The sequence below is a fragment of the Streptococcus sp. CM6 genome (assembly GCF_000526095.1).
Classification (GTDB): Bacteria; Bacillota; Bacilli; order Lactobacillales; family Streptococcaceae; genus Streptococcus; species Streptococcus oralis_BW.
In genome coordinates, this window is record NZ_JATS01000018.1 from 260,724 (window position 1) to 279,860 (window position 19,137).

The window sequence follows — 19,137 nt, forward strand, 5'->3', positions numbered from 1 at the left end:
GAATGATGTTTACATTGGATTTTACTATTCCTTTCAACTCTCCATTATATCGGATTTTGGGGAGTTTTTCAATTGCTCATCCGATGAAAAGGCAAGCTAGAGCACAGATTGCGCCTGATTTCTCTTTTTCCACCGTTTCTTGAACAAGATATCAAAGAGAACAAGAGCCAGTGAAAGGATGGCCGACACAAGGAGGTACTTTAGCCATAGAGGAGCATTCGAGATAAACGGTGTATCTCTTAAGAGACCATAATTTCCACCCGTCACCTGATTAACCCCAACTAGAAAGAGATTGAGGATAAAGGTATAGGCTACAATCATATATTTCTTGAGCAAGGTCTTATCATAGTGATTCATCAAGTAAACCAAGGAATTCACCAAAAGGGCATAGTGGCCAATCAAAAATGAAAAACTGGTAATATGAGGAAAATCATAGGGGTCAAAAACGGGGTAAACCAAAGCAAAGACCGCTCCACTTGCTCCTAAAAGGGCAAAATATTGCTTGCTCCGCCATTTATCAGGCAAGAAAACCACCGCAAACATAGCCAAACGACAATGATAAAATGGAAGGCTATTAGAAAATGGAATCCCAAAACCAACATACCAACTATATAGGGCTAGCAACTGGAGAATCTGAATCCACTTAAACAAGCGGACAAATTTCGGATTTTGGTGATAAGCAAGTGCTCCATAAATACAAAGCACTAAAAGAAGCATCATAGCCCCATACCAAAAGAGTGGAATAGGAGGAGGAACCGTCTGAGATCTGGTGATAAATTGATGGAACATATTTTTATCCTAACTCTTATTTTCTCTATTCTCTAGTTTAACCATTATAGCGAATTAAAAGCGATTTTTCAATTTCTATTTCTTTTCAGTTTGGCTCCCTTATTTATAGGAAAATATGGTAAAATAGAACAGACTAAAAATCATCATTTCACGAAAGGATGCAAGATGAAAATTACGCAAGAAGAGGTAACACACGTTGCCAATCTTTCAAAATTAAAATTCTCTGAAGAAGAAACTGCTGCCTTTGCGACTACCTTGTCTAAGATTGTTGATATGGTTGAGTTGCTGGGCGAAGTCGACACAACTGGTGTCGCACCTACTACAACCATGGCTGACCGCAAGACCGTACTCCGCCCTGATGTGGCCGAAGAAGGAACAGACCGTGACCGCTTGTTTAAAAACGTACCTGAAAAAGACAACTACTATATCAAGGTACCAGCTATCCTAGACGATGGAGGAGATGCCTAATGACTTTTAATAACAAAACTATTGAAGACTTACACAATCTCCTTGTCTCTAAAGAGATTTCAGCAACTGAATTGACCCAAGCTACACTTGAAGATATCCAGTCTCGTGAGGAAGCCCTCAATTCATTTGTCACCATCGCTGAGGAGCAGGCTCTTGCTCAAGCCAAAGCCATTGACCAAGCTGGAATTGACGCGGATAATGTCCTTTCAGGAATTCCGCTAGCTGTTAAGGATAATATTTCTACAGACGGTATCCTGACAACTGCAGCCTCAAAAATGCTCTACAACTATGAGCCTATCTTTGATGCGACAGCCGTTGCCAATGCAAAATCTAAGGGCATGATCGTTGTTGGGAAAACCAATATGGACGAGTTTGCCATGGGTGGTTCTGGCGAAACATCATACTATGGACCAACCAAAAATGCTTGGGACCAAAACAAGGTTCCTGGTGGTTCATCAAGTGGTTCTGCCGCAGCTGTAGCTTCTGGGCAAGTTCGCTTGTCACTTGGTTCTGATACTGGTGGTTCCATCCGCCAACCAGCTGCCTTCAACGGGATTGTTGGTCTCAAACCAACCTACGGAACAGTTTCACGTTTCGGTCTCATTGCCTTTGGTAGCTCTCTAGACCAAATCGGACCTTTTGCTCCAACTGTTAAGGAAAATGCCCTCTTGCTCAACGCTATTGCCAGCGAAGATGCCAAAGACTCGACTTCTGCTCCTGTCCGCATTGCAGACTTTACTTCAAAAATCGGGCAAGATATCAAGGGAATGAAAATTGCTTTGCCTAAGGAATACCTTGGTGAAGGGATTGACCCAGAGGTTAAGGAAACCATTCTGAATGCCGCTAAACACTTTGAAAAACTTGGCGCCATCGTCGAAGAAGTCAGCCTTCCTCACTCTAAATACGGTGTTGCCGTTTACTACATCATCGCTTCATCAGAAGCTTCATCAAACTTGCAACGTTTTGACGGTATCCGTTACGGCTATCGTGCAGAGGATGCGACTAACCTTGATGAAATCTATGTAAACAGCCGTAGCCAAGGTTTTGGTGATGAGGTCAAACGTCGTATCATGCTTGGTACTTTCAGCCTTTCATCAGGTTACTACGATGCCTACTATAAGAAAGCTGGTCAAGTCCGTACCCTTATCATTCAAGATTTCGAAAAAGTCTTTGCGGATTACGACTTGATTTTGGGACCAACTGCTCCAAGCGTTGCCTATGATTTGGACTCACTCAACCACGACCCAGTTGCCATGTACTTGGCTGACCTCTTGACAATCCCAGTCAACTTGGCAGGTCTCCCAGGAATTTCCATCCCTGCTGGATTTGCTCAAGGTCTACCTGTCGGTCTGCAATTGATCGGTCCTAAATACTCTGAAGAAATCATTTACCAAGCCGCTGCTGCTTTTGAAGCAACAACAGACTACCACAAACAACAACCCGTGATTTTTGGAGGTGATAACTAATGAACTTTGAAACAGTCATTGGACTTGAAGTCCACGTAGAGCTCAACACCAATTCAAAAATCTTCTCACCTACTTCTGCCCACTTCGGAAACGACCAGAATGCCAATACCAACGTGATTGACTGGTCTTTCCCAGGAGTTCTGCCAGTTCTCAATAAAGGTGTTGTTGATGCCGGTATCAAAGCTGCTCTTGCCCTTAACATGGACATCCATAAAAAGATGCACTTTGACCGCAAGAACTACTTCTACCCTGATAATCCAAAGGCCTACCAAATTTCTCAGTTTGATGAGCCAATCGGTTACAACGGTTGGATTGAAGTGGAACTAGAAGACGGTACGACTAAGAAAATCGGTATCGAACGTGCTCACCTAGAAGAAGACGCTGGTAAAAACACCCACGGTACAGATGGCTACTCCTATGTTGACCTCAACCGCCAAGGGGTGCCTTTGATTGAGATTGTATCCGAAGCCGACATGCGTTCTCCTGAAGAAGCCTATGCTTATCTAACAGCCCTCAAGGAAGTCATCCAGTACGCTGGCATTTCTGACGTTAAGATGGAAGAAGGTTCTATGCGCGTGGATGCCAACATTTCTCTTCGCCCTTATGGTCAAGAGAAATTCGGTACCAAGACTGAGTTGAAAAACCTCAACTCCTTCTCTAACGTCCGTAAGGGTCTCGAATACGAAGTCCAACGTCAGGCTGAAATCCTTCGCTCAGGTGGTCAAATTCGCCAAGAAACACGCCGTTACGATGAAGCTAACAAGGCAACCATCCTCATGCGTGTCAAGGAAGGCGCTGCTGACTACCGCTACTTCCCAGAGCCAGACCTACCACTCTTTGAAATCTCAGATGAGTGGATTGAGGAAATGCGAACAGAATTGCCAGAGTTTCCAAAAGAACGCCGTGCACGCTACATATCTGATTTTGGCTTGTCAGACTACGATGCTAGCCAGTTGACTGCAAACAAAGTCACTTCTGACTTCTTTGAAAAAGCTGTTGCCCTCGGTGGTGATGCCAAACAAGTCTCTAACTGGCTCCAAGGTGAAGTCGCTCAGTTCTTGAATGCTGAAGGCAAAACACTGGAACAAATCGAATTGACACCAGAAAACTTAGTAGAAATGATTGCCATCATCGAAGATGGTACGATTTCTTCTAAGATTGCCAAGAAAGTCTTTGTCCACCTGGCTAAAAATGGCGGTGGCGCGCGTGAATACGTGGAAAAAGCAGGCTTGGTGCAAATCTCAGATCCAAATGTCTTGATCCCAATCATCCACCAAGTCTTTGCGGATAACGAAGCTGCCGTTGCCGACTTCAAGTCAGGCAAACGCAACGCAGACAAGGCCTTCACAGGATTCCTTATGAAGGCAACCAAAGGGCAAGCCAATCCACAAGTTGCCCTTAAACTCCTTGCACAGGAATTGGCCAAGTTGAAAGAAAGTGAGTAATTTACTCTTTATACACTTTTTTCTACTTTTAAGACGAGAATGAGACAAGGAGAATAAATGAACAAATTTTTACGATTGCTATTTGTCTTAGTCATCATCGCTATGTTAGGCGCTTCTATACTACAAATTTTCTTTCCATCGTACATGGGAAGCCACTCCGGGTACGGAATATCTGCTGGTTGGCAACGAGAAATTGGAATATGGAATTTAGCTGTATTGATTATTATTCTCGCTATCAATATTAAATACGATTGGTTCTATCTACGAATCGCACTTCTTGCTCTCATTATTGGCGGAATTGGAATAGGAACAAATCACTTACTCAATTATATGGAGTATCACTCTCCTGTAAATGCTATCGGTGCTTTTGAAAATTACTTGCTAGCAATAGGATGGATTGTGGGATGGCTCATCGAACGCCATTCCATAAAGAAGCTAAATGCTAGTAAATAACGCCTAGTATATCTTAAATGATTTTTAAAGGTTATTAAATAGTTTAATAATCATTCGAATTCAGAATGCTACCTTTTCAATCATATAGTTAGGAGACACATGAAAAAGTTTTACGCTCTTTTAATGACCTGCTTATTACTTGTTTTTCTATCCGTGCCTCAAATAGTTGATGCGGGTGTCGGACATTCCAGAAGTGGAGGGAGCAGCCGCAGTAGTTCCAGAAGTAGCAGCCGCTCAAGTGGAGGTGGAAGTCGTTCTGGCGGCTCATCCTACCACTACTACCGCTCTGGATACGGCTCATCCTCTGACAGTTCTACTAGCTCTCCCTATCTAGGATTTATGTTCATATTAGTTGGAGGAATCATACTAGTTGTTATCGTCAAATCCTTGCAGAATAAGTCTGGAGATTCGAGTTCAACCTACACTAATAATGATTATCAAACGCTCCATCGTCGAGTTGAACACAACACACTGGCCATTAGTCGTGTTAAAAATGGGGATCCAAACTTTGACGCTGATGCCTTCACATCTTGGGTTAAGGAAGTTTATCTTAAATTGCAGGTTGCCTGGACTGAGAAAAACTGGAATTCAGTCCGTGCGCTAGAAAGTACTAGTCTCTACTCCCAACATAGTACCCAACTCGAGGACCATATTCGAGCTAAAACAACCAATGTTTTAGAGAAAGTTTGTATCGAAAACGTTCGCATCAAGCAGTTCATTGAAAATCCTGACGGAAACGATACCTTAGTGGTGATTCTGTCATCTACCTTGCGGGACTATGTCATTGACGATGAGACTCGTCGTGTCCTCGAAGGAAATCCTAAAAAAGATCTCTTCACCGTGTATCAATTGAACTTTATCCGTCAACATGGTAGCCAAACGCAAGCAGTCAATCCAGACCAAGTTGTGAGCGACCACTGTCCAAACTGTGGCGCCCCATTAAAAATCTCTGCAGTTAGCGAGTGTGACTACTGTGGTGCCAATCTCTCTCGCAGTCCAAACCAATGGGTACTTGATACCTATGATGTTGTGGATGAAGACGAGCTTTATAATTAGGAGGAATTATGGGATTTATACGTGCAGCCTTATCAGCAGGCTTAAATAGTTTTAATGATAGTAAATTCAAGGAAGCCATTGTCCTTCCAGATAATGTCTCTGGCGATGCCTTGGCCGTCAAGGGTCAATTACTCACAAAAGACCCAGATGGACGTTCTCGTCACAGCAATCAAAATACTGGACTTTTGTCAGATGGCAGTGTGGTTATCGTTCCCCAAGGCTATACCGCTGTTTTGGTAAACAATGGTACCTTCCTTGGTGAAGTCCTCGAAGCTGGTAGCCACGAATGGCAAGCTGGTGATAATGCCTGGCTCCTTGAAAAAGGTGGTTTAAAGAGCACTTGGGAAAACTTTAAAAACCGTTTCTCTTTTGGTGGACAAGTCATCACCCAACAAGAAATCATCTTTATCCGCATGCAACCTATTGCAGGTAATAAGTTCGGCACACAAAATGCGGTCGAATACTTCAGCGAACGTTACCAACAACTGCTTAACATCCGTTTCTATGGCTTGTTTGATGTAAAAATAGCAGATCCAGTCCTCTTCTACGTGAGTTCTGTTAGCCGTCAAATTACTGACGGACAGCCATTTACTCTCCAAGATGTAGCTCAAGGAACGCTCCGTCAAAATATCGCACCAAAAATCGCGATTGCCATTGCCAAATATACCAACGAAAACAAGGTTGATATCTATAGCCTCAATGCCAACCAAGACACCTTTAACGAACTCGCTAAACAAGAGGTCAACAAGGTTTGGACAGGTCTCTACGGGATTGAAGCAACTAACATCTTGCTTGAAGACCTCAGCTACGACCAAGAAAGTCTTGATATCGTTCGCAAACTTGATAGTGAGCTCGTGGCAATGAAGTACAACACGATTGAAATCGAAGAACGCCGTGCTCGCAACGAAGCGCTTATGGCTGCTGCTGCCAACGAAGGAAATGGCAATGGGATGAACATGTTTATGGGCATGAATCTTGGTCAAACTCTGGGTGGTCAATTAAGCCAACAAGTCCAAAATCAAGCACCGGCTCAAAACACTGAGCAAACTGCCAGCAAGAATTTTTATATCGAAGTCGATGGAAAATACGTCCTCGTCACCAAAGACGAAGATGGCAATATCGTACCAGTCAACTAATTAAGATCCTTTTGACATTTGAGTAATGTTGTCTTTTATGGTACAATAAAGAGTAAATTATTTTATTAAAGAGGTAAAAACATGATTGAAGCAAGTAAATTAAAGGCTGGTATGACCTTTGAAACAGCTGACGGAAAATTGATCCGCGTTTTGGAAGCTAGCCACCACAAACCAGGTAAAGGAAATACCATCATGCGTATGAAATTGCGTGATGTCCGTACTGGTTCTACATTTGACACAAGCTACCGTCCAGAGGAAAAATTTGAACAAGCCATCATCGAGACAGTCCCAGCTCAATACTTGTACAAAATGGATGACACAGCCTACTTCATGAATACAGAAACTTACGACCAATACGAAATTCCTGTAGTCAACGTTGAAAACGAATTGCTTTACATCCTTGAAAACTCTGATGTGAAGATCCAATTCTACGGAACTGAAGTGATTGGTGTCACCGTTCCTACTACTGTCGAATTGACAGTTGCAGAAACTCAACCATCTATCAAAGGTGCTACTGTTACAGGTTCTGGTAAACCAGCAACGATGGAAACTGGACTTGTCGTAAACGTTCCAGACTTCATCGAAGCAGGACAAAAACTCGTTATCAACACCGCAGAAGGAACTTACGTTTCTCGTGCCTAATCTCTAGAAAGAGGTCATTCTATGGGAATTGAAGAACAACTTGGCGAAATCGTTATCGCCCCACGTGTACTTGAAAAAATCATTGCTATCGCTACTGCAAAAGTAGAGGGTGTACACTCTTTTTCAAACAAATCAGTATCTGACACCCTTTCAAAACTTTCTCTTGGCCGTGGTGTTTATCTTAAAAACGTGGACGAAGAGCTCACAGCAGATATCTATCTCTACCTTGAGTACGGAGTAAAAGTTCCTAAGGTAGCTGTTGCGATCCAGAAAGCTGTCAAAGATGCAGTCCGCAATATGGCTGATGTAGAACTCGCTGCCATCAATATTCACGTTGCAGGTATCGTTCCAGATAAAACACCAAAACCAGAATTGAAAGATCTATTTGACGAGGACTTCCTCAATGACTAGTCCACTATTAGAATCTAGACGCCAACTCCGTAAATGCGCTTTTCAAGCTCTCATGAGTCTTGAATTCGGTACGGATGTCGAAACTGCTTGTCGTTTCGCCTATACTCATGATCGTGAAGATACGGATGTGCAACTTCCAGCCTTTTTGACAGAGCTAGTTTCTGGTGTTCAGGCTAAAAAGGAAGAACTAGACAAGCAAATCACACAGCATTTAAAAGCAGGTTGGACCATCGAGCGTTTAACGCTCGTGGAAAGAAACCTCCTTCGCTTGGGAGTCTTTGAAATCACTTCATTTGACACTCCACAGTTGGTTGCTGTTAATGAAGCTATCGAGCTTGCAAAGGACTTCTCAGATCAAAAATCTGCCCGTTTTATCAACGGACTGCTCAGCCAGTTTGTAACAGAAGAACAGTAAACAGAAAAAGTGTTTGACAAATATCAAACACTTTTTTCTTTGCCTCCACTATCTAAAAAAATGATAATAGATATAATTGTAAACAAAAATCCAGATAGGTTTTGCATGATTGAGAAAGTTAAAAAAACTATGGCAGAGAATCGTTAATCTCAGATTGTCGGTAGAACGATAAACAAGGGCAAAAAAGAAACCAATCAGACTATAATATAATAAACTAATTGGGTCCCGATGAGATAGTATCAAATGACTGAGTCCAAAGATAAGGCCTGATAAGATGACATCTAAATAGTACTTTGACTTAGGAAAGAAGGTGTTCATAAAATACCCACGATCAAGCGTCTCTTCCAAAATAGGACTAATAACGACTGTTAAGATAAAACTAAGAACTGTAGATAGAAAGGTTGGTTGTCCATTAGAGTATAGAACCGAAAGAAGGTCTTGAAAGATATACTTGTTATCAATTAAGTGATGAAACTGTAATTGATAAGCATCCACCAATTGACGAATAAAATAAGTAGCCACTAGACCAACTATAAGGTAAAAGAATCTTGACTTCTTTGAGCCCTTTTTTTCAAAAATATAGAGCATCTTTTTCTTTTTCAACCAGCAGACGAATAAAACTACAAGAACTAGTTCCCAAACAAGTGAAATGATAGAATAGCCATCTATCCCCCATCCTAAAAACTTAGTCAGATACATAATCTCTAACTCTGGTAGATAAACCGATAGAAATACCAGTGATGTATAGACTCCCAAATGCCCTAGTTTTTTCATACTTACCCCTTTAATTTATCAATAGGTAATACCATAAGCACGTCTAGTCGCATGATTCAGTATTGTACTCCACTCTGTTGCTAAACTATATGCATATGGCGAATCTCAATGTCTATTATCAACTGCCCGAATCATTCGACCACCTGAAACTTGCTCTAACTCTTCAGATGAAAGAACTGTAAATGTTTCTGTACCTGTCATTGCAAGTACCTTCTTAAAATAGATTGTTGTAAGCTTGCATCTAACAGTATACTTCTTTTTTGTCTATTTTATATTCTATCTCCTCAACTGTCAATTTTTCACTCTGAATAGCATTTTCAATAAAAAATGAGACCTTTCTAGTCTCATTTAGTCATTCTTAATACTTTCTAAAGCGCTGGTAACGTTCTTCAATAAGTTGGTCGAGTGGTAGTTCTTGCAACCTATCTAGTTCTGCACGTAATTCATTTTTAACACAAGCTAGCAGTTCTTTACTTGAGAAATCCTCTTCTGGAATTATCTTGTCTACGATTCCCATTTCTAGGAGTTCATGTGAAGTGATTTTCATCAATTCTGCTGCTTCCATAGCACGACTGCCATCCTTCCAAAGGATAGAGGCAAATCCTTCAGGGCTAAGTACTGCGTAGATTGAGTTTTCTAACATCCAGACACGGTCAGCCACGGCTAATGCTAATGCCCCACCAGACCCTCCTTCACCGATAATAATGGCAATGATTGGAACCTTGAGGTCGCTCATTTCCATCAGGTTTCGAGCAATTGCTTCACCTTGTCCACGTTCCTCGGCTCCAACACCTGGGTAAGCACCTGCCGTATTGATAAAGGTCACAACTGGACGATCAAACTTCTCCGCTTGTTTCATCAGGCGCAAGGCCTTGCGATATCCTTCTGGATGAGGTTGCCCGAAATTTCGTTTGAGGTTGTCATGAAGACTCTTCCCCTTTTGGATACCGACGACAGTTACTGCTTGGTCACCTAACCAGCCAATTCCACCGATAACCGCACCATCATCACGAAAAGACCGATCTCCATGCAATTCGATAAACTCTTCAAAGATTCCATTGGCAAAATCAAGTGCAGTCAAGCGACTCTGCTCGCGTGCCTCTCTGACTATTTTTGCAATATTCATCCGCGACTTCCTCCATGCAATCTCACTAATTTAGCAATTGTTTCAGGCAATTCTCTCCGTTTGACAATTGCATCAACAAATCCATGTTCAAGCAAAAATTCTGCCTTTTGGAAGTCATCCGGCAAGGTCTCACGAACTGTATTTTCGATAACACGACGCCCAGCAAACCCAACCAAACTTTGGGGTTCCGCTAGGATAATATCACCCTCCATAGCAAAAGAAGCAGTCACCCCACCTGTTGTCGGATCGGTTAAAATAGTTAGGTAAAAAAGTCCTGCCTTGGAATGGCGTTGAACTGCCGCAGAAATCTTAGCCATCTGCATCAAACTCATGATTCCTTCTTGCATACGGGCTCCACCAGAAGCTGTGAAGAGAACGACTGGCAAGTTTTCTAACGTTGCATACTCAAACAAGCGCGTGATTTTTTCACCCACAACGGTTCCCATAGAAGCCATGATAAAGTTTGAATCCATGATCCCAAGGGCAACTTTTTGCCCCTTGATGCTAGCTGTACCAGTTAGTACGGCTTCATCCAAACCTGTCTTTTCACGCATTGTTGCAAGTTTTTTCTGGTAGCCAGGAAAGTTTAATGGATCTTGAGTTTCAATACCTGTAAACATCTCCACAAAGCTGTCAGAATCAATCGTCAAATCCAAGCGTTCCTGAGCTGAAATACGGAAAGTATAGCTACAATGGGGACAAATTCGTTCGCTCCCAAGATCCTTTTGGTAAATGGTGTGTTTACAACCAGGACACTGGGAGAAGAGTTCATCCGGAACCTCAGGCTTGGCTTGTGGTTTCTGCCTTACGGAACGGTTAGGATTGATCCGAATATACTTATCCTTTTTACTAAATAGAGCCATAACTCCCCCTTTTAGTTCTCATACTGTTTGAAAGTCTATTCTTTTTCTTGGTATTTTGGCAAGAAAGTTTCCATCAAGAAGGAAGTATCGTAATCACCAGCGATAACTCGGCGGTCTGAAATCAGATCCAACTGGAAGTCTGCATTGGTTTGCACTCCTTCAATATCAAGTTCATAAAGCGCCCGTTGCATTTTCATCAAGGCATCAAAACGATTCTCCCCATGAACAATGATTTTGGCAATCATACTATCATAGTAAGGGGGAATGGTATAACCTGGATAAACTGCTGAGTCCACGCGCAAGCCAACTCCACCACTTGGTAGATAGAGATTGGTAATTTTCCCTGGACTTGGAGCAAAGTTAAATGCTGGATTTTCCGCATTGATCCGGCACTCGATAGCATGACCTCGTAGGACGATATCTTCTTGTTTGAAAGGTAAAGGTTGCCCGGCAGCAATGCGAATCTGTTCCTTGACGATATCAACACCTGAAACAAACTCTGTGACTGGGTGTTCAACTTGCACACGAGTATTCATTTCCATGAAGTAGAAATTGCCACTCGCTTCATCGAGAAGAAATTCAATCGTCCCTGCATTTTCATAGCCTACAGACTCTGCTGCACGAACAGCCGCAGCACCAATTTCATGACGAAGGGTTTTGCCAATCGCAATAGATGGGCTTTCTTCTAAGACCTTTTGGTTATTCCGTTGGAGTGAACAATCCCGTTCACCAAGATGGACAACATGACCCTCTTGGTCCGCAAGGATCTGAACCTCAATATGGCGAGCTGGATAGATCACACGCTCAATATACATAGCGCCATTTCCAAAATTGGCCTTGGCTTCACTGGATGCTGTTTCAAAGGCTGCGACCAAATCTTCTGCCTTTTCAACCTTACGAATCCCTTTTCCACCACCACCTGCCGATGCCTTAAGCATGACTGGATAGCCAATTTTTTCTGCAACTGCAAGCGCCTCTTCAGCCGTGTGAACTTCACCATCAGATCCTGGGATAACTGGAACCCCAGCCTTGATCATTTGCTCACGCGCATTGATCTTATCTCCCATGGTATCCATTACAGCCCCAGAAGGACCGATGAACTTAATCCCCACTTCATCACACATCGTGGCAAACTTGGAGTTTTCGCTAAGAAAACCAAAACCTGGGTGGATGGCTTCTGCTTCTGTCAAGACTGCAGCAGACAAAATAGCGTTGATATTGAGATAAGATTCTGTCGCCTTACCAGGTCCAATACAGATAGCTTCATCCGCTAGGAGTGTGTGAAGAGCTTCCTTATCAGCAGTTGAATAAACTGCTACGGTTACAATGCCCAATTCACGCGCAGCTCGAATAATGCGAACCGCAATCTCACCACGGTTGGCAATCAAAATTTTACGAAACATGGAGAACCTCCTTAGTTTCCAATTGCAAAGGTAAGAGTACCACTCGCTGCAAGCTTACCATCTACTTCAGCCTTTGCTTCAACCACAGCAATCGTACCACGACGTTTGACAAAAGTAGCTGTCATAACTAATTGGTCACCTGGTACAACTTGCTTCTTGAACTTAACCTTGTCCATGCCAGCATAGAAGACCAGTTTCCCTTTATTTTCAGGTTTGGACAATTCCAAGACACCAGCAGTCTGAGCCAAGGCTTCCATGATAAGAACACCTGGCATAACTGGGTATTGAGGAAAATGACCATTGAAGAAAGGTTCGTTGATGGTCACATTTTTAATGGCAACAATGGTATCCTCGCTCACTTCCAAGACACGATCCACTAGGAGCATGGGGTAGCGATGGGGTAGAGCTTCTTTGATTCCTTGAATATCGATCATTTGATACGTACCAATCCTTTACCGAACTCAACCATTTCTTCATTTGAAACGAGAATTTCTGTCACCACACCATCCTTAGGTGCAGGAATTTCATTCATAACTTTCATGGCTTCGATAATCACCAAAGTCTGACCTTTTTTAACACTGTCTCCAACTGTGACAAAGGCAGGTTTATCTGGTCCAGCGGCCAAATAAGCCACCCCTACAAGTGGACTTTCAACGACATCACCCTCTGGAGCAACCGTCGTTTCAGCTAGTGCTGGAGCTTCTTCCACTGCACTCTCTACTGGAGTTGAAGGGACAGAAACTACTGGACTAGGAGCCACTGCAGCTGGCGCTGGAGCAACTTGAGCTGGTGCTTCAGAAGCTATTCTTGCTTCATTCTTACTGAACTGCAATTCGTCCGTTCCGTTTTTATAAGAAAATTCTCTCAAACTTGATTGGTCAAATTGAGCCATCAAGTCCTTGATCTCATTTAAATTCATAATTATTTATTCTCCCAACGTTTGAAAGCAAGAACCGCATTGTGTCCACCAAAACCAAAAGTGTTTGAAATAGCATAAGGGATTTCTTGCTCCAAGCCTTGTCCATAAACGACATTCGCTTCGATATAGTCTGACAACTCACTTGTTCCAGCTGTCATTGGTACATAGTTATGACGCATGGCTTCGATGGTAGCGATGGCTTCCACTGCTCCTGCAGCACCAAGCAAGTGTCCTGTAAAGGACTTAGTTGAAGATACAGGTACTTCTTTACCAAGAACAGCTACGATCGCACCACTTTCTCCTTTTTCATTAGCAGGAGTTGAAGTTCCGTGGGCGTTGACGTAAGCTACTTGCTCTGGAGAAATTTCTGCTTCTTCCAAAGCCAGTTTAATCGCCTTAATCGCACCTTGACCTTCTGGATGAGGTGAAGTCATATGGTAAGCATCACAGGTATTTCCATAACCAACTACTTCAGCCAAGATAGTTGCACCACGTTTTTCAGCATGTTCAAGGCTTTCAAGAACCAACATCCCTGAACCTTCTCCCATCACAAAACCATTACGGTCTTTGTCAAACGGAATAGAAGCACGAGTTGGATCTTCTGTAGTTGATAGAGCAGTCAATGCTTGGAAACCAGCGATGGCAAAAGGAGTGATAGATGATTCTGATCCACCTACTAACATGACATCTTGGAAACCAAACTTGATTGAACGGAAGGCATCCCCAATGGCATCATTTGATGAGGCACAGGCTGTATTGATTGATTTACAAACACCGTTTGCTCCAAAGCGCATGGCAACATTTCCCGAAGCCATATTTGGCAAGGCTTTTGGAAGTGTCAATGGCTTAACACGTTTTGGGCCTTTTTCATGAAGACGGATAACTTGGTCTTCGATTTCTTTAATTCCCCCAATACCTGAGGCAACGATGACACCAAAACGATCTTTATCAATTGCTTCTACATCAAGATTTGCATTTGTCACCGCTTCTTGAGCTGCGTACAAGGCATACAAAGAATAGTTATCAAAACGGTTGGTATCTTTTTTGACAAAGTATTTATCAAAGGGGAAATCTTGAACTTCTGCCGCATTGTGCACAGCAAATTCGCTGTGGTCAAACTTAGTGATTTCTCCAATTCCAATCTTCCCAGTTTGCAAACTGTTCCAAAATTCTTCTGGAGTATTTCCGATAGGAGAGGTCAATCCATAACCTGTTACTACAACTCGATTTAGTTTCATCTGTCTTACCTATATCTTTCCTTATTTTTTACATGCTAAGTCCGCCATCAACAGCGAGAACTTGTCCTGTCAAATAATCCTGTCCAGCCAGGAACACTGTAGCATCTGCGATATGTTCTGCTTGTCCAAAATGTTTCATTGGGATTTGTGCCAATGTCGCTTCCTTGACCTTATCAGACAAAACAGCAGTCATATCCGATTCGATCATCCCTGGGGCAAGAGCATTTACGCGTACATTGCGATTGGCAACTTCACGTGCTACTGACTTGGTAAAACCAATCAAACCTGCTTTAGAAGCTGCATAGTTGGCCTGCCCAATATTTCCCATCAAACCGACCACACTGGACATATTGATGATCGCACCTTCACGTGCCTTTATCATCTGTTTCAAGACTGCTTGCGTCATATTGAAGGCACCTGTCAAGTTGATTTTAATCACCTTTTCAAAGTCCTCTTCGGTCATCTTGAGCATAAGCGTATCTTGAGTGATCCCAGCATTGTTGACCAAGACATCGACAGAACCGAGTTCTGCAATTGCTTGATTTACCATACGCTTGGCATCTGCAAAGTCTGAAACATCACCTGAGATTGGTACCACTTTGACGCCGTAGTTTGAAAACTCAGCCAGCAATTCTTCTGAGATTGCTCCACGACTATTCAAAACTACATTAGCACCTAGTTGGGCAAATTTGTGAGCAATGGCAAGTCCGATACCACGACTTGAACCTGTTACAAAGACATTTTTGTTTGTAAGTTGCATTCTATCTCTCCTGTTTCCTGTTGTATTTTGTGGGAGAAGGGATCATTAGTTTCCTAACAAAGCATCCAAGCTTGCTTGGTCTTCAACGTTAGCTAGCTGAGCTGTTTTATCGATTTTTTTGACAAAGCCTGATAGGACCTTACCAGGACCAATTTCAATAAAGTTGGTTACCCCAGCATCCTGCATCACAGCAATACTTTCATAAAAACGAACAGGTTCTTTGACCTGACGCGTCAAAAGCTCTTGGATTCGATCTTTTTCCATAACAGTAGCTTCCGTATTGCCGACTAGTGGGCAAGTAAAATCAGAGAAACTCACTCCCTCAAGAGCTCCAGCTAGTTGCTGACTGGCTGGCTCAAGAAGGGCTGTATGGAAAGGACCAGATACATTTAAAGGAATCAATCGTTTTGCTCCTGCTTCCTGCAAGAGTTCAACTGCGCGGTCAACCGCAGCCACCTCACCACCGATGACGATTTGGCTTGGGGTGTTGTAGTTAGCTGGAGTCACTACTCCAACTTTAGAGGCTGTTTCACAAGCTTCCTCAATCACTTCAACTGAAGTGTTTAGGACGGCAACCATCTTTCCAGAGCCTGCAGGTGCAGCTTCTTCCATATAAGCCCCACGCTTAGCAACCAAGGCAACTGCATCCTCAAAGTCCAAGGCACCACTTGCTACAAGAGCAGAATATTCTCCAAGAGACAATCCTGCTACCATATCTGGCTGGTAACCCTTTTCTTTCAATAGTCGGTAAATAGCAACCGAAGTCGCTAAAATAGCTGGCTGCGTATATCGAGTCTGGTTTAACTTGGTTTCTTCCTTATCAATCAAGTCACGAAGATCATAACCCAAAACCTGACTGGCTTGGTCAATTGTTTCCTTGACGATAGGATAGCGATCATAGAGATCACGACCCATTCCTAGATACTGAGCACCTTGACCCGCAAATAGAAAGGCTGTTTTATTCATTTCTTACAACTCCTGCCCAACGAGAGGCTTCTTCTTGAATTTTTTTGGCTGCGCCATAGTATAGATCTTTTAGGATTTCTTCGACAGTTTCCTCTTTAGAAACCAAACCAGCGATCTGACCTGCCATGACAGATCCACCTTCTACATCTCCATGAACAACGGCTTTAGCAAGAGCACCAGCCCCCATTTGTTCAAAGATTTCTAAATCTGGATTTTCTTGTTTAAAGGCATCTTTTTCAGCCTGCTCAAAGTCACGTGTCAACTGGTTTTTAATGGCACGAACAGCATGTCCAAAGTGTTGAGCGGAAATAGTCGTATCGATATCACGCGCTTTTAAGATTTTTTCCTTGTATTTTGGATGGGCGTTAGATTCCTTAGCTACTACGAAACGCGTACCAACTTGAACAGCCTCAGCACCAAGCATAAAGCCTGCAGCGACACCTTCACCGTCCGCAATTCCTCCAGCTGCGATAACTGGAATTGAAACAGCTGCAGCAACTTGGCGAACCAAGGTCATCGTTGTTAATTTACCAATATGTCCACCGGCTTCCATTCCCTCTGCAATAACTGCATCTGCACCAATTTTTTCCATGCGTTTTGCCAAAGCAACACTTGGAACAACAGGAATAACTGTAATTCCTGCATCATGGAAACGAGTCATGTATTTACTTGGATTTCCTGCACCAGTTGTAACCACCTTGACCCCTTCTTCAATCACGAGATCAACGATGTCTTCTACAAAAGGTGACAAGAGCATGATGTTGACACCAAAAGGTTTGTCCGTAAGTGATTTGATTTTATCGATATTAGCCTTCACGACCTCTTTAGGTGCATTCCCACCACCGATGATCCCTAGACCACCAGCTTTTGATACTGCACCAGCCAAGTCACCATCCGCAACCCAGGCCATTCCTCCTTGAAAAATAGGATAATCAATGTTCAATAATTCTGTAATACGTGTTTTCATAGTGCCTCCATCATTCCTTGCTTACGTAATAGTTCGATGAGTTTATCATTTGAGTCTCAAACTATTACCTAAACAAGAGGGAGTGGGTTTCCCCTACTCCTTCTAGTAATATGTTAATTATTTTGTTTGCTCTTCAACGTAGGCAACCAAGTCACCAACTGTTTTCAAGTTATCTTCTGCTTCGATTTGGATATCGAAAGCATCTTCGATTTCAGAGATTACTTGGAACAAGTCCAATGAATCTGCATCCAAATCATCAAAAGTAGATTCAAGTGTTACTTCTGATGCGTCTTTCCCAAGTTCTTCAACGATAATTTCTTGTACTTTTTCAAATACTGCCATGATAGGACTCCTTTAAAATATAAAAAATTTATAACTATGTGTTTACCACATGATTACCTAGATTGTAAGAATGAGTGTGCCCCATGTCAAACCTCCACCGAAGCCTGATAGGAGAATCGTCTGGCTACCATCTAAACGAATCATGCCATTCTCCACACACTCTGAGAGCAAAATCGGGATACTTGCTGCACTGGTATTTCCATACTCCATCATATTGGCAGGAAGCTTGTCTCGGTCTACGCCGATCTTCTTAGCCATCTTATCCAAAATGCGGATATTTGCCTGATGAAGCAAGAGATAATCCAATTCTGATGCTGCGATTGGACCATTTTCAATGGTTTCTTTGATTGATCTAGCAACATCACGATTTGCAAAATCAAAAACTGCTCGTCCATCCATTTTCAAAAAAGCAGGAACTGCTTCTTGATCCGAGAAAGGAGAAGCCAAAGCCGTTTGACCATAGGTCAAACACTCGCTCCGAGAGCCATCTGTATAGAGACTTTCTACAAGGAAGTGCCGTGTTTCGCTCGCTTCCAAGAGAACCCCGCCAGCTCCATCTCCAAAGAGAACAGCTGTCGAACGATCTGACCAATCAACTGCCTTAGATAAGGTCTCAGCCCCGATAACAATCCCTTTTTTGAACTGTCCAGAACTTAAAAACTTTTCTGCAGTTGAGAGAGCGAATACAAAGCCACTGCAAGCTGCTGTCAGATCGAAGGCGAAAGCTCTATGAGCTCCGATATTTGCCTGAACTCGAGCTGCTGTGGAAGGCATCATCGAGTCTGGAGTAATCGTCGCTACAATTATAAAATCAATCTGATCCGCTGTTAAGCTCCCTTTAGCCAGCAAGCTCTTAGCAACTTCTGTCGCCAAGTCACTTGTAGACTCTGTTTTTGAAATATGTCTCTGTTTAATTCCTGTCCGACTTGAAATCCACTCATCGCTTGTGTCCATGATTTGGGCTAAGTCATGATTAGTGACCACTTGCTCCGGAACATAATGAGCAACCTGGCTTATCTTTGCAAAAGCCATTATTTCAAATCCTCCAAAAATTGATAAAGGTTCGTTAAGCCTCTGCCCATGACTTCTTTTTCCTCAGGGCTCATGCCATCGATGATTTTTTCGACCATAGCCTTGTGGAATCGTTTATGAAGGCGGTGAACCAAACGACCTTTCTTTGTCAAATGCAGATAGACCACTCGACGGTCTTGGTCAGAACGAATACGCTCAATATAACCTTTTCTCTCCAGGTTATTCAAACTCGTCGTAACTGTTCCCAGGGTCACCATCAGTTCTTTTGAAACCTTACTTGGCGTTGCCTCCGGGAACTTCCCAATCACATCGATCGTGTGCATTTCTTTGATGGAGATGTCTTTGAATCGACTACCTCGTAAGCTAACCTCCTCAATCACAAGGACGTTATTAAAAATAGATGTTAGATAATCATTTACTTGTTGGTAGTCCAAATCGTTTCCCTCCCCCTCAAAAAGCTTTTACA

General features: G+C 42.7%; 24 protein-coding genes. 9 read left to right on the top strand and 15 right to left on the bottom strand.

What is annotated here, in order from left to right:
* Positions 1 to 96: 96 nt before the first annotated feature.
* Complete coding sequence (locus HMPREF1516_RS05840; protein WP_033606022.1) at positions 97 to 789, bottom strand: YwaF family protein; 693 nt, start codon at positions 787 to 789, stop codon at positions 97 to 99.
* Between the two features lie 165 nt (positions 790 to 954).
* Here HMPREF1516_RS05840 and gatC point away from each other — a divergent pair, with 165 nt between their 5' ends.
* The 9 genes from gatC to nusB all read left to right on the top strand — a co-directional run bounded on the left by gatC (position 955) and on the right by nusB (position 8,281).
* Positions 955 to 1,257 (top strand): Asp-tRNA(Asn)/Glu-tRNA(Gln) amidotransferase subunit GatC, encoded by a 303-nt coding sequence (gatC, locus tag HMPREF1516_RS05845; protein ID WP_000705411.1) that lies wholly within the window; start codon positions 955 to 957, stop codon positions 1,255 to 1,257.
* Entirely contained in the window at positions 1,257 to 2,723 is a 1,467-nt protein-coding gene (gene gatA, locus HMPREF1516_RS05850) for an Asp-tRNA(Asn)/Glu-tRNA(Gln) amidotransferase subunit GatA (protein ID WP_033606023.1), read from the top strand. The genes gatC and gatA overlap by 1 nt, the downstream gene beginning before the upstream one ends.
* A complete protein-coding gene (gene gatB / locus HMPREF1516_RS05855; protein WP_033606024.1) occupies positions 2,723 to 4,168 on the top strand; it encodes an Asp-tRNA(Asn)/Glu-tRNA(Gln) amidotransferase subunit GatB in 1,446 nt (481 codons plus the stop codon). Before gatA ends, gatB begins: the two co-directional genes overlap by 1 nt.
* A gap of 57 nt (positions 4,169 to 4,225) precedes the next feature.
* Entirely contained in the window at positions 4,226 to 4,621 is a 396-nt protein-coding gene (locus HMPREF1516_RS05860; protein WP_001031998.1) for a hypothetical protein, read from the top strand.
* 99 nt (positions 4,622 to 4,720) lie between these two features.
* On the top strand, positions 4,721 to 5,677 hold the full coding sequence (locus HMPREF1516_RS05865; RefSeq protein ID WP_033606025.1) for a zinc-ribbon domain-containing transport protein: 957 nt from the start codon (positions 4,721 to 4,723) through the stop codon (positions 5,675 to 5,677).
* 8 nt (positions 5,678 to 5,685) lie between these two features.
* Complete coding sequence (locus HMPREF1516_RS05870; protein ID WP_033606026.1) at positions 5,686 to 6,813, top strand: SPFH domain-containing protein; 1,128 nt, start codon at positions 5,686 to 5,688, stop codon at positions 6,811 to 6,813.
* Between the two features lie 81 nt (positions 6,814 to 6,894).
* Positions 6,895 to 7,455 carry an elongation factor P gene (gene efp, locus HMPREF1516_RS05875; RefSeq protein WP_000568640.1) on the top strand — a complete coding sequence of 187 codons (561 nt, stop codon included), beginning with the start codon at positions 6,895 to 6,897 and terminating at the stop codon, positions 7,453 to 7,455.
* 21 nt (positions 7,456 to 7,476) lie between these two features.
* Positions 7,477 to 7,866, top strand: a complete 390-nt coding sequence (locus HMPREF1516_RS05880) for an Asp23/Gls24 family envelope stress response protein (protein WP_000510584.1) — start codon at positions 7,477 to 7,479, stop codon at positions 7,864 to 7,866.
* Complete coding sequence (gene nusB / locus HMPREF1516_RS05885; protein WP_000203659.1) at positions 7,859 to 8,281, top strand: transcription antitermination factor NusB; 423 nt, start codon at positions 7,859 to 7,861, stop codon at positions 8,279 to 8,281. The genes HMPREF1516_RS05880 and nusB overlap by 8 nt, the downstream gene beginning before the upstream one ends.
* A gap of 48 nt (positions 8,282 to 8,329) precedes the next feature.
* Here nusB and HMPREF1516_RS05890 read toward each other — a convergent pair whose 3' ends face one another.
* The 14 genes from HMPREF1516_RS05890 to fabT all read right to left on the bottom strand — a co-directional run bounded on the left by HMPREF1516_RS05890 (position 8,330) and on the right by fabT (position 19,105).
* Positions 8,330 to 9,055, bottom strand: a complete 726-nt coding sequence (locus tag HMPREF1516_RS05890; protein WP_033606027.1) for a CPBP family intramembrane glutamic endopeptidase — start codon at positions 9,053 to 9,055, stop codon at positions 8,330 to 8,332.
* Positions 9,056 to 9,160: 105 nt separating this feature from the next.
* On the bottom strand, positions 9,161 to 9,256 hold the full coding sequence (locus tag HMPREF1516_RS10155; RefSeq protein WP_232216683.1) for a bacteriocin: 96 nt from the start codon (positions 9,254 to 9,256) through the stop codon (positions 9,161 to 9,163).
* A gap of 157 nt (positions 9,257 to 9,413) precedes the next feature.
* Positions 9,414 to 10,181, bottom strand: a complete 768-nt coding sequence (locus tag HMPREF1516_RS05900) for an acetyl-CoA carboxylase carboxyl transferase subunit alpha (RefSeq protein ID WP_033606028.1) — start codon at positions 10,179 to 10,181, stop codon at positions 9,414 to 9,416.
* Positions 10,178 to 11,044, bottom strand: a complete 867-nt coding sequence (gene accD / locus HMPREF1516_RS05905; protein ID WP_033606029.1) for an acetyl-CoA carboxylase, carboxyltransferase subunit beta — start codon at positions 11,042 to 11,044, stop codon at positions 10,178 to 10,180. The genes HMPREF1516_RS05900 and accD overlap by 4 nt, the downstream gene beginning before the upstream one ends.
* 35 nt (positions 11,045 to 11,079) lie before the next feature.
* On the bottom strand, positions 11,080 to 12,447 hold the full coding sequence (gene accC / locus HMPREF1516_RS05910; RefSeq protein WP_033606030.1) for an acetyl-CoA carboxylase biotin carboxylase subunit: 1,368 nt from the start codon (positions 12,445 to 12,447) through the stop codon (positions 11,080 to 11,082).
* A gap of 11 nt (positions 12,448 to 12,458) precedes the next feature.
* Positions 12,459 to 12,881: a 3-hydroxyacyl-ACP dehydratase FabZ gene (fabZ, locus tag HMPREF1516_RS05915; protein WP_000565515.1), complete on the bottom strand. Its 423-nt coding sequence runs from the start codon at positions 12,879 to 12,881 to the stop codon at positions 12,459 to 12,461.
* The gene (gene accB / locus HMPREF1516_RS05920) at positions 12,878 to 13,366 is read right to left on the bottom strand and encodes an acetyl-CoA carboxylase biotin carboxyl carrier protein (protein ID WP_033606031.1); all 489 of its coding nucleotides are present in this window, start codon (positions 13,364 to 13,366) and stop codon (positions 12,878 to 12,880) included. The genes fabZ and accB overlap by 4 nt, the downstream gene beginning before the upstream one ends.
* Positions 13,367 to 13,368: 2 nt before the next feature.
* Positions 13,369 to 14,604 (bottom strand): beta-ketoacyl-ACP synthase II, encoded by a 1,236-nt coding sequence (fabF, locus tag HMPREF1516_RS05925; protein ID WP_000774046.1) that lies wholly within the window; start codon positions 14,602 to 14,604, stop codon positions 13,369 to 13,371.
* A 28-nt stretch (positions 14,605 to 14,632) separates the two neighbouring features.
* Complete coding sequence (fabG, locus tag HMPREF1516_RS05930; RefSeq protein WP_033606032.1) at positions 14,633 to 15,364, bottom strand: 3-oxoacyl-[acyl-carrier-protein] reductase; 732 nt, start codon at positions 15,362 to 15,364, stop codon at positions 14,633 to 14,635.
* Positions 15,365 to 15,409: 45 nt separating this feature from the next.
* The gene (fabD, locus tag HMPREF1516_RS05935) at positions 15,410 to 16,330 is read right to left on the bottom strand and encodes an ACP S-malonyltransferase (RefSeq protein ID WP_001043788.1); all 921 of its coding nucleotides are present in this window, start codon (positions 16,328 to 16,330) and stop codon (positions 15,410 to 15,412) included.
* Complete coding sequence (gene fabK / locus HMPREF1516_RS05940) at positions 16,323 to 17,297, bottom strand: enoyl-[acyl-carrier-protein] reductase FabK (RefSeq protein ID WP_000857453.1); 975 nt, start codon at positions 17,295 to 17,297, stop codon at positions 16,323 to 16,325. The genes fabD and fabK overlap by 8 nt, the downstream gene beginning before the upstream one ends.
* A 117-nt stretch (positions 17,298 to 17,414) precedes the next feature.
* Entirely contained in the window at positions 17,415 to 17,639 is a 225-nt protein-coding gene (locus tag HMPREF1516_RS05945; RefSeq protein WP_000257840.1) for an acyl carrier protein, read from the bottom strand.
* Between the two features lie 57 nt (positions 17,640 to 17,696).
* Positions 17,697 to 18,671 carry a beta-ketoacyl-ACP synthase III gene (locus tag HMPREF1516_RS05950; RefSeq protein ID WP_000852970.1) on the bottom strand — a complete coding sequence of 325 codons (975 nt, stop codon included), beginning with the start codon at positions 18,669 to 18,671 and terminating at the stop codon, positions 17,697 to 17,699.
* A complete protein-coding gene (gene fabT / locus HMPREF1516_RS05955; RefSeq protein WP_000386335.1) occupies positions 18,671 to 19,105 on the bottom strand; it encodes a fatty acid biosynthesis transcriptional regulator FabT in 435 nt (144 codons plus the stop codon). Before fabT ends, HMPREF1516_RS05950 begins: the two co-directional genes overlap by 1 nt.
* Between the last annotated feature and the right edge of the window lie 32 nt (positions 19,106 to 19,137).

Coding starts and splice junctions, on each gene's coding strand:
- HMPREF1516_RS05840 (WP_033606022.1), bottom strand. CDS start 789: ATGTTCCATCAATTTATCACCAGATCTCAGACGGTTCCTCCTCCTATT.
- gatC (WP_000705411.1), top strand. CDS start 955: ATGAAAATTACGCAAGAAGAGGTAACACACGTTGCCAATCTTTCAAAA.
- gatA (WP_033606023.1), top strand. CDS start 1,257: ATGACTTTTAATAACAAAACTATTGAAGACTTACACAATCTCCTTGTC.
- gatB (WP_033606024.1), top strand. CDS start 2,723: ATGAACTTTGAAACAGTCATTGGACTTGAAGTCCACGTAGAGCTCAAC.
- HMPREF1516_RS05860 (WP_001031998.1), top strand. CDS start 4,226: ATGAACAAATTTTTACGATTGCTATTTGTCTTAGTCATCATCGCTATG.
- HMPREF1516_RS05865 (WP_033606025.1), top strand. CDS start 4,721: ATGAAAAAGTTTTACGCTCTTTTAATGACCTGCTTATTACTTGTTTTT.
- HMPREF1516_RS05870 (WP_033606026.1), top strand. CDS start 5,686: ATGGGATTTATACGTGCAGCCTTATCAGCAGGCTTAAATAGTTTTAAT.
- efp (WP_000568640.1), top strand. CDS start 6,895: ATGATTGAAGCAAGTAAATTAAAGGCTGGTATGACCTTTGAAACAGCT.
- HMPREF1516_RS05880 (WP_000510584.1), top strand. CDS start 7,477: ATGGGAATTGAAGAACAACTTGGCGAAATCGTTATCGCCCCACGTGTA.
- nusB (WP_000203659.1), top strand. CDS start 7,859: ATGACTAGTCCACTATTAGAATCTAGACGCCAACTCCGTAAATGCGCT.
- HMPREF1516_RS05890 (WP_033606027.1), bottom strand. CDS start 9,055: ATGAAAAAACTAGGGCATTTGGGAGTCTATACATCACTGGTATTTCTA.
- HMPREF1516_RS10155 (WP_232216683.1), bottom strand. CDS start 9,256: ATGACAGGTACAGAAACATTTACAGTTCTTTCATCTGAAGAGTTAGAG.
- HMPREF1516_RS05900 (WP_033606028.1), bottom strand. CDS start 10,181: ATGAATATTGCAAAAATAGTCAGAGAGGCACGCGAGCAGAGTCGCTTG.
- accD (WP_033606029.1), bottom strand. CDS start 11,044: ATGGCTCTATTTAGTAAAAAGGATAAGTATATTCGGATCAATCCTAAC.
- accC (WP_033606030.1), bottom strand. CDS start 12,447: ATGTTTCGTAAAATTTTGATTGCCAACCGTGGTGAGATTGCGGTTCGC.
- fabZ (WP_000565515.1), bottom strand. CDS start 12,881: ATGATCGATATTCAAGGAATCAAAGAAGCTCTACCCCATCGCTACCCC.
- accB (WP_033606031.1), bottom strand. CDS start 13,366: ATGAATTTAAATGAGATCAAGGACTTGATGGCTCAATTTGACCAATCA.
- fabF (WP_000774046.1), bottom strand. CDS start 14,604: ATGAAACTAAATCGAGTTGTAGTAACAGGTTATGGATTGACCTCTCCT.
- fabG (WP_033606032.1), bottom strand. CDS start 15,364: ATGCAACTTACAAACAAAAATGTCTTTGTAACAGGTTCAAGTCGTGGT.
- fabD (WP_001043788.1), bottom strand. CDS start 16,330: ATGAATAAAACAGCCTTTCTATTTGCGGGTCAAGGTGCTCAGTATCTA.
- fabK (WP_000857453.1), bottom strand. CDS start 17,297: ATGAAAACACGTATTACAGAATTATTGAACATTGATTATCCTATTTTT.
- HMPREF1516_RS05945 (WP_000257840.1), bottom strand. CDS start 17,639: ATGGCAGTATTTGAAAAAGTACAAGAAATTATCGTTGAAGAACTTGGG.
- HMPREF1516_RS05950 (WP_000852970.1), bottom strand. CDS start 18,671: ATGGCTTTTGCAAAGATAAGCCAGGTTGCTCATTATGTTCCGGAGCAA.